This window comes from Burkholderia pyrrocinia (genome assembly GCF_003330765.1).
Taxonomy (GTDB): Bacteria; Pseudomonadota; Gammaproteobacteria; order Burkholderiales; family Burkholderiaceae; genus Burkholderia; species Burkholderia pyrrocinia_B.
In genome coordinates this window covers 2,850,479-2,863,304 of sequence record NZ_CP024903.1, presented here as the reverse complement: position 1 = coordinate 2,863,304, position 12,826 = coordinate 2,850,479, and the positions used below count along the sequence as shown (strand labels likewise).

Below are 12,826 nucleotides of genomic sequence, written 5' to 3'. Positions count from 1 at the left end.
ACGCGCGGCTGCCGACTGTCTCGCCTGTTTTACGGTCGGGGCGACGAGGCGGGCCTGCATGCAGCCCGCCTCCCGTCATCAATGCCCCGACGCCTGCTCCAGCGTCAGATGCTTGGTCTCCGGCGCCCACGCGATCGACACGATCATCCCGACCAGCAACACGCCCGCCAACGCAAACATCGTTGCGTGAAACCCGAGCGTCACGATGCCGACCGGCAGCAGGAACGTGCCGATCGCCGAACCGAGCCGGCTGCACGCGATCGCGAGGCCAACCCCGCTCGCGCGCACTTCGGTCGGAAAGCACTCGGGCGGGAACACGCCGACGAGGTTGCTGAACGCCGACATCGTCAGCGTGAAGATCGCGAACGCGACGATCATCGCGACGGCCGCCGACGACGGCAGTACTGCCAGCGCGACAAGCGACGCGCACGTGACCGCGAACGAGCCGATCAGGAAACCGCGCCGCGACAGCCGGATCGTCAGCCAGATGCCGATCAGTGCGCCGAGCACGAGGAAGCCGTTCAGCAGCAGATCGGCGCCGAAGCCTTCGGCGAGGCCGATCGTCTTCAGGATCGTCGGCAGGAACGTGTAGATCGCGAAATACGGAATCACGAGGCACACGAAGAACGCGCAATTGAACATCGTCCGGCGAATCAGGTCGCGGTGGAACAGCCGGGCGAAACCGCCGTGCGCATGCGGTTCGGTCGAACCGTCGAGCATCACGTGCGGCCCGAAATGCTTCGCGACGATCGCGCGGGCCTCCTGCACGCGGCCCTTGCCGAGCAGCCAGCGCGGCGATTCGGGCGTGCCGATGCGCAGCACCAGTACGATCAGCGCGGGCAATGCGGCCGACGCGAGCAGCCAGCGCCATGCGTCGGGCGTGGCGTCGCTGTACGCGAGGCCGAGCACGTTCGCGGCGACATAACCGATCGTCCAGATCACGCTGAACGAACCGAGCAGCGCACCGCGCTGCTTGCGCGGCGAGAATTCGGCGAGGATCGCATGGCCGACCGTGAAGTCGCCGCCCATCCCGAAGCCGATCAGCACGCGCAGCACGCACAGTTCGAGCGGCGAACTCACGTAGAACTGCGCGAAGGCGGCCGCCGTGATGATCACGAAGCTCGTCAGGAAGATCTTCTGCCGGCCCATCCGGTCGGACAGCCAGCCGAACACGAGGCTGCCGAAGAAGATGCCGATCAGCGCCGAACTGCCGATCATCCCCATCCAGAACGCGTCGATCGGCATCTGCCGGCCGAGCGCGGCCAGCGCGTAGCCGATCGTGCCGAGCGTGTAGCCCTCGGTGAAATGCGCGCCGAACGTGAGGCCGGCGATCTTCACGTGGAAACGGCAGAGCGGCACGTCGTCGAGCGCGACGGGGCGCTGCGGCGCATCGGCGCCGCGCGGCAACTGCAGGGCGTGCGCCGTGCCGGATTGAACGTTGGCTTGAGTCAAGCTGCCTCCGGAATTGTTATGCGTGCGGCGCGCGGGCGGCGGATGCCGCCGCGAAGCCGTGTGAAGCGCCGCGCGGCCGGGCGGCGCGCGGCGCAGTCGCCCGGGCGGGCGTGGGCGGGGGTGTCAGCGGCCGAGGCCGGCCATCAGCGTGTACTTGAGTTCCACGTATTCGTCGAGGCCGTACTTCGAGCCTTCGCGGCCGAGCCCCGATTGCTTGACGCCGCCGAACGGCGCGACTTCGGTCGAGATGATCCCGTCGTTGACGCCGACCATCCCGCTTTCCAGCGCACCTGACACGCGCCACGCACGGCCGAGGTCGCGCGTGTAGAAGTACGCGGACAGCCCGAACGGCGTGTCGTTGGCTGCCGCGACGGCTTCTTCCTCGGTCGTGAAGCGGAAGCAGCCGGCGACGGGGCCGAAGGTTTCCTCTTCGGCGATCAGCATGTCGGGTGTCATGCCGGTCAGCACGGTCGGCTCGTAGAACGTGCCGCCGAGCGCGTGACGCTTGCCGCCGATGAGCGCGTGCGCGCCCTTCGCGGTGGCATCGGCCACGTGCCGCTCGACCTTGCCGAGCGCCGCTTCGTTGATCAACGGTCCCTGGTCGACGTCGCCCGCGAGCGCGTTGCCGACGCGCAGCGTGCGCACGGCGTCCGCGAGCTTGCGCGTGAAGGCGTCGTACACGCCGTCCTGCACGAGGAAGCGGTTCACGCACACGCAGGTCTGGCCCGTGTTGCGGAACTTCGACGCGATCGCGCCTTCGACCGCCGCATCGAGATCGGCGTCGTCGAACACGATGAACGGCGCGTTGCCGCCGAGTTCGAGCGACAGCTTCTTCAGCGTGTCGGCCGACTGCTTCGCGAGCAGCTTGCCGACCCGCGTCGAGCCCGTGAACGACAGCTTGCGCACGACGGGTGAACTCGTCAGCGTTTCGCCGATCGCGACGGCGTCGCCCGATACGACGTTGAACACGCCGGCCGGCACGCCCGCACGCTCGGCGAGCACCGCGAGCGCGAACGCCGACAGCGGCGTTTCCTCGGACGGTTTCAGCACCATCGTGCAGCCGGCCGCGAGCGCGGGGCCTGCCTTGCGCGTGATCATCGCGAGCGGGAAATTCCACGGCGTGATCGCCGCGACGACGCCGACCGGCTCGCGCGTGACGACGATCTGCGCGTTCGGCTTCGGGCTCGGGATCACGTCGCCGTACATGCGCTTCGCTTCTTCCGCGAACCATTCGAGAAAGCTCGCCGCATAGGCCACCTCGCCGCGCGCTTCCGCGAGCGGCTTGCCCTGTTCGCGCGTCAGCAGCTCGGCGAGCGCATCGCGGTGTTCGAGCATCAGCTCGCCCCAGCGTTTCACGCGGGCGCCGCGCTCCTTGGCAGTCAGCGCGCGCCATGCGGGAAACGCGTGGGCGGCCGCGTCGATCGCGCGCTGCGTGTCGTCGGCGCCGCCTTTCGCGACCTTCGCGATCGTCTCGCCGGTCGCGGGGTTCAGCACCGGATAGGTCGCATCGCTCGCGCCATGCGATTCGTGCCATTCGCCGCCGATGTAATGGCCGGTTCTCAGAAATTCGTTCATCGTGTTCGTTCCTTCAGTCTGCCGCGAAGCTGCCCTGCGCCGGGCGCGGCTCGCGCGCGATGCGCTTGTCGGCCGTGTAGTCGTTGATCAGGTCGCACGGCGTGTAGTTACGTTCCAGTTCGTGCAGTTCTTCTTCGCTAAGCTGCGTTTCGAGCGCGCCGAGCGCGCTGTCGAACTGCGCGACGGAATCCGCGCCGACTAGCATGCTGGCAATGCCGGGCCGGCTCAGCACCCACGCCTGCGCGATCTGCGCGGGCGGCACGCCGCGCCGCTTCGCGACCTTCGCGACCGATGCGGCGATCGCGAGCGACGACGTGTCGCCGTACATCTGCGCGGTGAAGAAGTCGGTCTGGTTGCGCGTCGATTGCGACTCGCAAGTCAGCAGGCCGCGCGCGAGCGGGCTGAACACCGACACGCCGACGCCCTGGTCGATGCAGTACGGCACCATCTCGCGCTCTTCCTCGCGATACGCGAGGTTGAGCTGCAGCTGCATGTTGATCGGCTTGTCCCAGCCGTTGCGCTCGCACGCCTGCATGATCTTCGCGAACTGCCACGTGTACATCGTCGAGACCCCGATGTAGCGCGCCTTGCCCGCGCGCACGATGTCGTGCAGCGTGCTCATCGTTTCCTCGACGGGCGTATTCACGTCGAAGAAATGCAGCATGAAGATGTCGACGTAATCCATCCCGAGGCGCTTCAGTGATCCGTCGATGCCGTCGAGCACGTGCTTGCGCGAATGGCCGCCCGCGTTCGGATAACTGCCCATGTCGTAGCCGACCTTGGTCGTCACGACGAGCTCCTCGCGGCGTGCGTTGCGCTTCAGGATGCGGCCGACCACTTCCTCGCCGACGCCCGTCGAATAGAAATCCGCGAGATCGATGAAGTTGACGCCGGCGTCGAGCGCGCGGCGCACGATCGGCTCGCTCTGCGCTTCGTCGAAGATCCACGGCTTCCATTCGGGGGTGCCCATGTTCATCGTGCCGAGACACAGGCGGGACACCTTCAGGCCGGACTGGCCGAGGCGGACGTATTCCATGCTTCCTCCTGGTGCGGCCTGTCCGGCCGCGCGTTGTCCGTCAGTTCTTTTTCGGCGTGTAGAACGGGTTCGACACGTCGCGCGCGGCGGCGAACACGGCGTCGCGATGCGGCAGCCCTTCCATCGCGGCGACGATCGCGTTGCGGCACGCGCGGTAGTTGTTCTCGAACACGGCGTCGAGATCGTCGGTCTGCGGGTTGACCCAGTTCGCCGACACGACGACCCAGTCGTTCTCCGCTTCCGGCGGCAGCGTGCCGTTCTCGAGCGCTTCGGCCACGGCCTTCGCGATGCCGGCCTGCGACGCGCCCCACGTGGCATTGCCGTGGAAGTCGCCGGCGATCTGCGCCTTGTTCACGTACAGCGTGAGCGGCTTGGTCGGCACGCCAGGCTGCGCGATCACGACGAACGGCGCATGGCCGGCCGACGGCGTCGCGAGTGCGGTCGCGAACGCCTGCCCGGCCGGGCCGTTGCGCGGGCCGACCAGCACGTTGATGTGCGCGAGGTTCACGCCGGGGCCTTCGAAGCCTTCGCCGATGTAGAGCTGCCTGGGTTGGGATGCGGTCATTGCGGTGTCTCGTCGATGAGGTTGGTGTGAGGCGATTGTGGTGGGCCGCGCCGCGGCCGGTGAATCGATGTTTTCTGATCGAGCCATGAGTTTTCGTTGTCTCCGGAAAAGCCCTTGGTCCGGCGCGCGAACGCCCGCCGGGCGGCCTGCGGCCGCCGCCGCGACGGCATGCGGGGCAGGGCAGACGGGCGCGCGTTCGCGTGCCGGCTCCGGGTTTGTCATACCCGGGCAGGGGTTGGAGGGCCGCGCGCATCCGGACAACAATCGGCGTACTCCGAGCCCTATCTTTCGTCTTCCCTTCCTTTTTCGAAAGCGAGTAATTCCGATGGCTGCCATTGAGAAACCTGACGCTTTGCGCCAGCCCTCCCAAGCGGGGCACGCCCTCAGCGGGACTTCCTTCGGCGCGGAAAACTCGGGGCGGCCCGGCGCTTTCTCGAGGCCCGACTGGTCGAAACTGACTTCGCTCGATCCCGAGCTGATCCGGGCATTCGTCGCCGTCGTCGAAAGCGGCGGCTTCACCGCGGCGGCCCGGCAGCTGCATCGCACGCAGTCGACGATCAGCCTGCGCATCCGCACGCTCGAGGAGCGGCTCGACACGCACCTGTTCATGCGCAACAGCCGGCGGCTCGAACTGTCGCGCGACGGCGAGAATTTCCTGATCCACGCGCGGCGGATCATCCAGGTGCAGAACGACGCGATCATCGCGCTGAAGCAGACGAGCAGCGACCGCGGCGTCGTGCGCTTCGGGCTGCCCGAGGACTATGCGGAGCTGTGGCTGCCCGACCTGCTGAAGTCGTTCTATGCGCTGCGGCCGGGCGCTCGCCTGCACGTGCAATGCCGGACCTCGCTCGAACTGCTCGAACGGCTGCAGGCCGGCGAGCTCGACGTCGCGCTCGTCGTGCGGCACGGGCCGAACGCGGGCGGGCGGCTGCTCGGCCGTCACGACGTCGTGTGGGCCGCGCACCGGGACTTCGCGCTCGGCCCGCATGCGTCGGTGCCGCTCGCGCTGTTTCCCGAGACGTGCTGCTACCGGCAGCGCGGGCTGCAGGCGCTCGCGACGGCCGAGCGGCCGTATCACGTCGTCTATACGAGCCAGAGCCCGACAGGTATCAAGATCGCGGTAAACCACGGTGCGGCCGTGACGATGATCGATCGCTGCACGCTGCCGGAGAACTGGCGCGTGCTTGGCGAGGCGGACGGGCTGCCGCCGCTGCCGGCGGCCGATCTCGAACTGCATCGCTCGCCCGGTATCTGCGATCCGCTGACCAACGATCTGGTGTCGCTGATCGAATCGATGGTCGACGAGCGGCGGCGCGCGTCGCTCGAGGCATTCGCGTAGCCGGGCGACCGGGGCGCGATCCCGGCCGACCGACGGCGGCGGGTTACATCCCGCATGCCGTTTTTTGCACCGCCGCACCGTTTTTTTGCGCGACGTTTATGCGCTGTCTTCTAAGCTGGGGAGGTGTCGAACTGCCGAGACGGCTTCCGTCCGCCCCATGACTTTTATTCATCCCGTTCCCGTCTTCGATGTCGCCGGCCGCCGGTTGCGCGCCGGCGCATGCCGCAACGTCATTCCTTTCCCGCCGCCGCGCCCGCGCCTGCAGTTGCCCGTCACGTTGACGGCCGACTCCGGCGAATGCGCGCGCGCCCGGCTCGCGGCGTTGCTGCATTCCCCGCTCGGTGTGTATGTCGTCAGCGCGCGCGCCGTGCGCGACGTGATCCACGTGCAGTTCGACATCGCGCCGGAAGATCTGGATTTCACGCTGCACATGCTGATCGCGCAGCAAATCGATGCGGTGATCGGGCCGGTTGCGCGCCGATTGCGCGTCGGACCGAAGGCCGGGTGAGCCGGGGAACGATTGTTGCTCGTTCCTTATTGCTTTTTGATCCGCCGCCGTAGCGCCGGTTGCCGTGTTGTTCGTCAGCCGCCGGCGGCGAACGTTCGTGCGCCGCGTCGTGCGCGGCGCTGATCCTGAATAACGGAGTGTCCATGGACCTCGCGGAAGAAGTGCATGTCGCACGGCCGGCAAGCCGCCGCGTGCGGACGGCGTCACTGCCGTCGGGCCAGCAGCTCGCGCGGCAACTCGTGACGACGGTGCGCGTGGCCGAAGTGCTGCTGCATCAGGCGATCGTCGTGCCCCACGGGCATCAGTGGTCGGTCGACACCGAGCGTGCCGACGTGGCCGGCGGCCCGCTCGCGGCTTGGGAGACCTGCGTGACCTGGCGAATCGGCAAGGTGTTCGCAGCGGCGGTCAGCCCGGCCGCGCGCGCCAACGATCCCCGGCAGGTCGCGGTCGAGATTCGCCTCTATCTGCCTGAGCAGGAGTATGTGGACGAGCGGCGCGTGAGCATCTTCGGCCGCCACAACGGCAACTGGTTCGGCGCGACGCTGTCGGTCGCGTCGGGTGCGCAGTGGGGCTGGCAACGTGCCGAGCACGTCGCACCGGAACACCGGCACGTGCGGGGCGATACGCTTGAAGCACTCGTCGATGCGGTCGCGGCGCACGTCAATGCGGCGCTGGACGCGGCCGGGTTTGTTGGTGCGACGCGCTGATCACGCGTCGCCGGTTTGCCCCGTCTGCCGCTGCAGATCTTCCATCAACTGCTCGGCGAGAAAGTCGCACGGCGGCCGCTTCGATTTCGTGCTGCGCGCGAGGATCAGTTCGAGCGGCGGCAGGTCGGGCAGACCGTGCGAGCGCCCGAGCATTGACAGTTGCGCGGGTATCGCGCAGCGCGCCAGCGGCGCGACCGCGAGGCCGGCCTCGACCATGCTGAGCAGCCCGAGCAGGCTCGGGCTTTCATACGAGGTGCGGTACGGCAGCTTCGCGCGTTCGAGGCTGCGGATCGCGTTCTCGCGCGCGACGCTGCCCGGCATGAACACCGCGATCGGCAGCGGCCGCTCCTCCCACACGCGCGGCCCGTTCGTCATCGCGGCCCACGCCATCGGCTCGTGGCGGATGAAGTCGCCGGACAGCCCCTTGATGCGCGTGCCGCACACGAGATCGACGGTGCCGTCCTTGATCAGCGGCGCGAGCGCGCTGCTCGGCAGCCCGATCACCTGGATCTCGACCTTCGGGTAGGTCGCCGAGAATTTCTTCAAGACCGACGGCAGCAGCGACGACGCGTAGTCGTCCGGCACGCCGATCACGACTTTACCGGTCACTTCCGGCCGCACCACGGCTGCCCACGCCTCGTCGCGCAGCGCCAGCATTCGTCTGGCGAATCCCAGCAGCACCTCGCCCTCGCGCGTCAGCACGATGCTGCGCGGCTTGCGCACGAACAGCGGCCGCCCGATCGCGTCTTCCAGGCTCTTGATCTGCATGCTCACGGCCGATTGCGAGCGGTTCACGGCCTCGGCGGCGCGGGTCATGTTGCCCGTCTCCGCGACGGCGACGACAGTGGCGAGTACGTCGTGATCGAGCATCTTCATCGCTATCAGTAAAACTGAATGTAACGATCAGCATTATGCGTTTTTATTGTCGCTGTGTGTCTGCCATAGTGCGATCACGCTGACGTTTCGCCCGAGGGTGACGTGGCGGTCAGGCCGGCTGATCCGGCGTGCAGGACCGAACAGGGAAAATGGTGTATCGATGATGGACCATCCGTTGCGCGCCGCGCTGGCCGCGGAATTGCATGCCCGGCCGTTCCTGCGGCTCGCCGAAGCCGTGTCGCTGACGCATTACGCGATCTATGCGGACGGCCAGCCCGACATCCACGAAACGCTGCTGCACGCGCTGTGCCGCGATACGGGCATTGCCGCGCCGCAAGAAGGCGCGACGCACTACGCGGTGCAGTCGCCGTGCGGTTGGCACCTGAAGTGGGAACGCCACACCGAATTCTCGACCTTCACGTTCGTCGCGCCGCGCCGCGACACCGGCTATTTCGACGATCTCGCGATCGAAGGCATTCCGGCCGCGTGGTTCGCGCGGCTCGCCGGCATCCGCTTCGTCGCGGTGCGGATGGAACTGCTGTCGGGCGACGCCGCGCGGCTCGTCTGCGGCGACCTGCGCCGCTGGATCGACGGGCCCGCGCTCGTCGGCAGCAGCGTGCTCGGCGGCGGCAAGGTGTTCTGCGACTGGCATGTGCGCGACGACGGCTTCATGCGTTTTCTCGTCGTCGACGAGGATTTCCGCGAGGAGCAGGGCGGCCGCCTGCTGCAGCGTCTCTACGAAATCGAAACGTACCGGATGATGGCGCTGCTCGCGCTGCCCGTCGCGCGCCGGATGAGCCGCGAGCTCGACGAGATCCACGCGGCGCTGCACGGATTGATGCAGCGGATGGACGCGAGCGGTGCCGACGGCGACGACGCGGCGCTGCTCGTCAAGCTCACGCATCTCGCGGTGCGGGTCGAATCGCTGTCGGGATCGGGCGCGCGCTTCAGCGCGTCGCGCGCGTACGAAAAGCTCGTGCTGGCGCGCATCCAGGAACTGCGCGAGGAGCGCATCGAAGGGATGCCGACGATCGCCGAATTCATGGAACGGCGCTTTGCGCCGGCGATGGAGACGTGCCGCAGCGTGTGGGCGCGCCACGAGCAGATCGCCGCGCGGATCGCGCGGGCGGTCGACCTGCTGCGCACGCGCGTGAATCTCGCGCAGGAAAAGGACGTGACGCGCCTGCTGGCGGGCATGGAGCGCACCGCACGCAATCAGCTTCATTTGCAGCACGCGGTCGAAGGGCTGTCGGTGGCGGCCATTTCGTACTACGTGCTGTCGCTCGCGACGGCGGCGTTCAAGGCGCTGCACGTGATGAACCTGCCGGTCGATCCGGAGCTGGCGGAAGGCTTGCTGATTGCGCCGGTCGTGTTCGCGGTGATTCACATCACGCGGCGCACGCGCGTGCAGCTTGCGCGTGCGGAGATCGCGCATGACGGCGCGCCCGTGCATGCGGCGACGTTGAAGCAGGCAAGCTAGAACATCAACGACATATCAAAGGAGTGGAGATGACTTTTTCGCAGAAACAACCGGCGTTTTTCAGTGGTTTCGATGCGTTCGACGAACCGGTATCGGACGAAGCGGGCGTATCGGAAGAGGCGCGCGTGACGTCGTATCAGGCCGTGCTGCAGGAGCCGATGACGTCGCTCGTCGGGAAGACGCTCGATCGGCCGGATGTCGCGGCGGTGGCGATTCTCGGGTACAACTGACGCGGGGTTGGCAGTGTGTGCTGCCCGGCTGCGTATGCGGCCGGGCGGGCTTGCTGATTGGAGCAGTGTGTACTGCTTAGTCGCCGGAGAGATCGCCGATCGACGCGCCGCGAGGAATCTGGCCGGACGTGACCTGCCTGACGTATTCGTCCTGCGCATCCTTGATGTTCTTCGACACGTTGCCGAGGACTTTCTTCACGTAGTCCTTCGCGGTGTCGGTCTGGCGCGCCATCCAGCCCTTCTCCTCGATTTCGCGAAGTTGCATGAATACACCGTCGCCGAGCGCGACGTTGTTGAGCCGCGTGATCGTGTTGTGAACGAAGTTGTCGAAGAACGCGATCACTTCCGGCGACAGTTTCGGCGGGTGCACCCATGCGGTGGCCAATGCGCGCACGGTCTTGTCCGAAATGTCGTCGACTGTCCGGCGTTCGCCGAAGGTGAACTGCGGGACTTTGGAGTTTGGTTCCTGGCTCTTGTAGTACCAGTCCCGGCCTTCGTAGTTTGGCAAGCCGCCACCGTGCGGGAAGACCGCGTTGTAGACATCGGCGTCCACGGTGTTGATGAACAGGTTGTTGTCCGTGCTTTCATGCGCCGTGCGGTCATGAACGTGACGAGCCCACGACACGAACAGCTTCTGGTGCTCGACGAAATGCGTTTCGAGCGGCCCGTTCGCTTTCGGTAGCATTGCCGTGTAGGCCGCGAAGAGGTCGTTGACGGTCAGGTTCTTGCCGTTCACGTTGACAGTCTTCTGAAAATCGAATTCGCGTGCCACGCCGGGATTCGTTTGGCGAAGTTGGGAAAGAGGCTTTAATGGTACGCCGGCCGCCCAAGCTCGATCGAGCATATTCCGCGCGGATACACGAGCCAACTCCGCCGACTTTTGATCCTCCCCCTCTCGAAATCCCCCTCCTACATCCGACTGGCTGCCCGGATAAACGATTTCGAGCAAGTTCGCATGATCGGGCGACCTCCTGGGAGAATCCAAATTCTTGTAAAACCGCAGTTCTGTCGCCGCAACGTGGTGAACAATCGACTTGAATTCCTTCTGGAGGTCATACTCTCCAAGCGTTTGTTTGGAGAGGCTGAGAAACATGCTTAGCCCTTTGATGGAGAAGCTAATGGCCTTCCCTTCGGCTGGCACGACGCCCAGGACGGGAGCGACCACTTTGGTGAAAATCGAATCGGCATAGGACGTCGCGACGCAATCGAAGAGGCCCATGAAGTCGAATTCGACAGGTATTCCCTTGTACGTTACTTTTCCGCTTTCCTGTTTGCATACTTTTCCGATCAGTTCGTTTGCAAATTTTCGAGCAAGAATGCCGCCACGGTCATACCCAAAAACCGCAACGCGAATGCGCTTGATTTCGCGTGGATCTTTCTCGGCCCGTTCGACGTTGGCTTTGAAGTCGGCAATCGCTTGCATGAAACGGACATTGAAACCAGTTCCCATGTAGCCTGACGCGTACTCGTTGTCACGTACCGGCTGAACCGAATCGGCAAGAATGCCTACACCTACCGGGAGAAGATCCATGCCGACCTTCTTGAGGGTCAACGACTCCTTGAGGTTTTGCTTAATTGTTTCGGGTGCCTTATTAATGCCCTCAACGATGGCGGAATAGCCGCGAGCGACGAGCGTTTTGTTGGTCGGACCATCAAGGGTATTCTTGCCAATTTCACCCGCAACCTTCTTTGCCGAATCGTCTATGAACTTTCCTTTGGCCTCTTTGACGAGCGCGGAAGCCGTATCGCTCGCTGCCTTTCCGACCACGCCGACCGTTTGATTCGATAGATCGCGCCCCATGCCTTCGTAGTACATCGCATAGATACCCAGGCTGTTGTCAGTTTCCTCGTGAGCCCTGAACAGACGAGCGATGTTTGAAAGGTGGCCTTCATCTTGAAGGCTTTGCGCGAAGCCATCGAAGAAAAAACTCTGATAGATCTCTTGATGGCACCGGAAGCACGGGGTTGGTGCCTCCGATGGAAGCTGCGTGCTGACGCTTGCGGCCCGTGCGGCACGGGACGCACCAGAACCTTGGTCCGACGAATTGGGTTGGGCGCCTTGGGCGGCTATTGTGTCGTTCGGCATGCTTCCCTCGCGAATTTAGTCCGTGTTGGGGATGTGCGGGTCGGTTGGATAATCGACCCACTGTGCTTCGATTTTTCGATTGGGAAGGAAGTGGAATTCAATATATCCCTGGGATTTGTTCGGCAAGGCCGGCACCGGAATATCCGTTTCATAAACGTCGAACGGTAAGTTGTTCTTGTACTGATCCGGGGTCAACTCGTACATGATCTTGATATGCCAGGTCTTTGCGCCGCGCGGTATGTCCATGCAGCATACGGACTTTCCACCGCCGCCGCGTTTATGGGCGGTAGAGCCGCCGGCCCCAAACCCGTCGATCGTGAAACTGTAGATGCTTCTGTCTGTATAGTTGTACCCAATGACGTGGTACGGTCCGTAGCTCGCAGTCTGCGCATGCACCCACCACGCACCACCGAGTAGCAGCACAGCGATCGCGATCGGGTTGCGAGCGAGGTGGCGAAGAAAATTCAGCATGTCGATGTTCCTGTCATTCAGTTCGTCTTGGACGATGCGTTGCTTGTTGTATTCGGGTTGCGCGGACCGGTCGGATATTCGACCCATTTGGCTTCGATCTTGCGGTCGGGCAGGAAATGGAACTCGATGTAGCCGTCGCGCTTGTTCGGCAACTTCGGAACGGCGATCTCCGTCTCGTAGATTTCCGGCGACAGGTTCTTGGCATCTTCTTCGGGCGTCAGGTCGTACGTGACCTTGAGGTGCCAAGTCTTCGTGCCGCGCGGCACTGCCATGCAACAGACCGTGCCGCCACCGCCGCCGAATTGACGGGCATGCACGCTGCCGGCGCCGAAGCCGTCGATGACGAGGCTGTAGATGCCTCGATCGGTGTAATTGAAACCCGCGACGCGATACGGCCCATTGCTCTCCGCGTGTGCCTGTACACCCCACAAGCCGCCAGCGATCGCGATCTCTATCGCAACCACCTGACGAACCGCACGACGCATTCCGTTCAACATCCCC

General features: G+C 64.9%; 13 protein-coding genes. 5 read left to right on the top strand and 8 right to left on the bottom strand.

The genetic code is table 11. The features are described from left to right. Nucleotides 1-78: 78 nt before the first annotated feature. The 4 genes from CUJ89_RS30640 to fae all read right to left on the bottom strand — a co-directional run bounded on the left by CUJ89_RS30640 (nucleotide 79) and on the right by fae (nucleotide 4,628). Nucleotides 79-1,413, bottom strand: a complete 1,335-nt coding sequence (locus tag CUJ89_RS30640) for an MFS transporter (RefSeq protein ID WP_236655094.1) — start codon at nucleotides 1,411-1,413, stop codon at nucleotides 79-81. Between the two features lie 162 nt (nucleotides 1,414-1,575). Next, the gene (locus CUJ89_RS30635; protein ID WP_114180997.1) at nucleotides 1,576-3,027 is read right to left on the bottom strand and encodes an NAD-dependent succinate-semialdehyde dehydrogenase; all 1,452 of its coding nucleotides are present in this window, start codon (nucleotides 3,025-3,027) and stop codon (nucleotides 1,576-1,578) included. Between the two features lie 13 nt (nucleotides 3,028-3,040). Then, nucleotides 3,041-4,063, bottom strand: coding sequence for an aldo/keto reductase (locus tag CUJ89_RS30630; protein ID WP_114180996.1), 1,023 nt, complete (start codon nucleotides 4,061-4,063; stop codon nucleotides 3,041-3,043). Between the two features lie 40 nt (nucleotides 4,064-4,103). Further along, on the bottom strand, nucleotides 4,104-4,628 hold the full coding sequence (fae, locus tag CUJ89_RS30625; protein WP_031397394.1) for a formaldehyde-activating enzyme: 525 nt from the start codon (nucleotides 4,626-4,628) through the stop codon (nucleotides 4,104-4,106). Nucleotides 4,629-4,953: 325 nt separating this feature from the next. Here fae and CUJ89_RS30620 point away from each other — a divergent pair, with 325 nt between their 5' ends. The 3 genes from CUJ89_RS30620 to CUJ89_RS30610 all read left to right on the top strand — a co-directional run bounded on the left by CUJ89_RS30620 (nucleotide 4,954) and on the right by CUJ89_RS30610 (nucleotide 7,182). Then, nucleotides 4,954-5,967: a LysR family transcriptional regulator gene (locus tag CUJ89_RS30620; RefSeq protein WP_236655000.1), complete on the top strand. Its 1,014-nt coding sequence runs from the start codon at nucleotides 4,954-4,956 to the stop codon at nucleotides 5,965-5,967. Nucleotides 5,968-6,124: 157 nt separating this feature from the next. Continuing rightward, complete coding sequence (locus tag CUJ89_RS30615; RefSeq protein ID WP_114180995.1) at nucleotides 6,125-6,475, top strand: hypothetical protein; 351 nt, start codon at nucleotides 6,125-6,127, stop codon at nucleotides 6,473-6,475. A 143-nt stretch (nucleotides 6,476-6,618) separates the two neighbouring features. Beyond that, nucleotides 6,619-7,182 (top strand): hypothetical protein, encoded by a 564-nt coding sequence (locus CUJ89_RS30610; protein WP_114180994.1) that lies wholly within the window; start codon nucleotides 6,619-6,621, stop codon nucleotides 7,180-7,182. On the opposite strand, the gene CUJ89_RS30605 is transcribed toward CUJ89_RS30610, so the two are convergent. Then, the gene (locus CUJ89_RS30605; RefSeq protein ID WP_114180993.1) at nucleotides 7,183-8,058 is read right to left on the bottom strand and encodes a LysR family transcriptional regulator; all 876 of its coding nucleotides are present in this window, start codon (nucleotides 8,056-8,058) and stop codon (nucleotides 7,183-7,185) included. It lies immediately after the preceding gene. A gap of 160 nt (nucleotides 8,059-8,218) precedes the next feature. Here CUJ89_RS30605 and CUJ89_RS30600 point away from each other — a divergent pair, with 160 nt between their 5' ends. Together CUJ89_RS30600 and CUJ89_RS30595 are read left to right on the top strand one after the other, a co-directional pair. After that, nucleotides 8,219-9,538, top strand: a complete 1,320-nt coding sequence (locus tag CUJ89_RS30600) for a DUF3422 family protein (protein WP_114180992.1) — start codon at nucleotides 8,219-8,221, stop codon at nucleotides 9,536-9,538. 29 nt (nucleotides 9,539-9,567) lie between these two features. Next, the gene (locus CUJ89_RS30595) at nucleotides 9,568-9,768 is read left to right on the top strand and encodes a hypothetical protein (protein WP_114180991.1); all 201 of its coding nucleotides are present in this window, start codon (nucleotides 9,568-9,570) and stop codon (nucleotides 9,766-9,768) included. A 76-nt stretch (nucleotides 9,769-9,844) separates the two neighbouring features. On the opposite strand, the gene CUJ89_RS30590 is transcribed toward CUJ89_RS30595, so the two are convergent. Genes CUJ89_RS30590 through CUJ89_RS30580 form a run of 3 tightly spaced genes read right to left on the bottom strand, consistent with a single transcriptional unit; the run spans nucleotide 9,845 to nucleotide 12,822 of the window. Further along, nucleotides 9,845-11,854: a phospholipase effector Tle1 domain-containing protein gene (locus CUJ89_RS30590; RefSeq protein ID WP_114180990.1), complete on the bottom strand. Its 2,010-nt coding sequence runs from the start codon at nucleotides 11,852-11,854 to the stop codon at nucleotides 9,845-9,847. Nucleotides 11,855-11,869: 15 nt separating this feature from the next. Next, the gene (locus tag CUJ89_RS30585; protein WP_114180989.1) at nucleotides 11,870-12,325 is read right to left on the bottom strand and encodes a DUF3304 domain-containing protein; all 456 of its coding nucleotides are present in this window, start codon (nucleotides 12,323-12,325) and stop codon (nucleotides 11,870-11,872) included. A 17-nt stretch (nucleotides 12,326-12,342) separates the two neighbouring features. Continuing rightward, nucleotides 12,343-12,822 carry a DUF3304 domain-containing protein gene (locus tag CUJ89_RS30580; RefSeq protein ID WP_114181650.1) on the bottom strand — a complete coding sequence of 160 codons (480 nt, stop codon included), beginning with the start codon at nucleotides 12,820-12,822 and terminating at the stop codon, nucleotides 12,343-12,345. Nucleotides 12,823-12,826: the final 4 nt, after the last annotated feature.

What these genes read in the sequence shown, in the direction of transcription:
- CUJ89_RS30635 (WP_114180997.1), bottom strand. Translation starts at nt 3,027, where the DNA reads ATGAACGAATTTCTGAGAACCGGCCATTACATCGGCGGCGAATGGCAC.
- CUJ89_RS30630 (WP_114180996.1), bottom strand. Translation starts at nt 4,063, where the DNA reads ATGGAATACGTCCGCCTCGGCCAGTCCGGCCTGAAGGTGTCCCGCCTG.
- fae (WP_031397394.1), bottom strand. Translation starts at nt 4,628, where the DNA reads ATGACCGCATCCCAACCCAGGCAGCTCTACATCGGCGAAGGCTTCGAA.
- CUJ89_RS30620 (WP_236655000.1), top strand. Translation starts at nt 4,954, where the DNA reads ATGGCTGCCATTGAGAAACCTGACGCTTTGCGCCAGCCCTCCCAAGCG.
- CUJ89_RS30615 (WP_114180995.1), top strand. Translation starts at nt 6,125, where the DNA reads ATGACTTTTATTCATCCCGTTCCCGTCTTCGATGTCGCCGGCCGCCGG.
- CUJ89_RS30610 (WP_114180994.1), top strand. Translation starts at nt 6,619, where the DNA reads ATGGACCTCGCGGAAGAAGTGCATGTCGCACGGCCGGCAAGCCGCCGC.
- CUJ89_RS30605 (WP_114180993.1), bottom strand. Translation starts at nt 8,058, where the DNA reads ATGAAGATGCTCGATCACGACGTACTCGCCACTGTCGTCGCCGTCGCG.
- CUJ89_RS30600 (WP_114180992.1), top strand. Translation starts at nt 8,219, where the DNA reads ATGATGGACCATCCGTTGCGCGCCGCGCTGGCCGCGGAATTGCATGCC.
- CUJ89_RS30595 (WP_114180991.1), top strand. Translation starts at nt 9,568, where the DNA reads ATGACTTTTTCGCAGAAACAACCGGCGTTTTTCAGTGGTTTCGATGCG.
- CUJ89_RS30590 (WP_114180990.1), bottom strand. Translation starts at nt 11,854, where the DNA reads ATGCCGAACGACACAATAGCCGCCCAAGGCGCCCAACCCAATTCGTCG.
- CUJ89_RS30585 (WP_114180989.1), bottom strand. Translation starts at nt 12,325, where the DNA reads ATGCTGAATTTTCTTCGCCACCTCGCTCGCAACCCGATCGCGATCGCT.
- CUJ89_RS30580 (WP_114181650.1), bottom strand. Translation starts at nt 12,822, where the DNA reads ATGTTGAACGGAATGCGTCGTGCGGTTCGTCAGGTGGTTGCGATAGAG.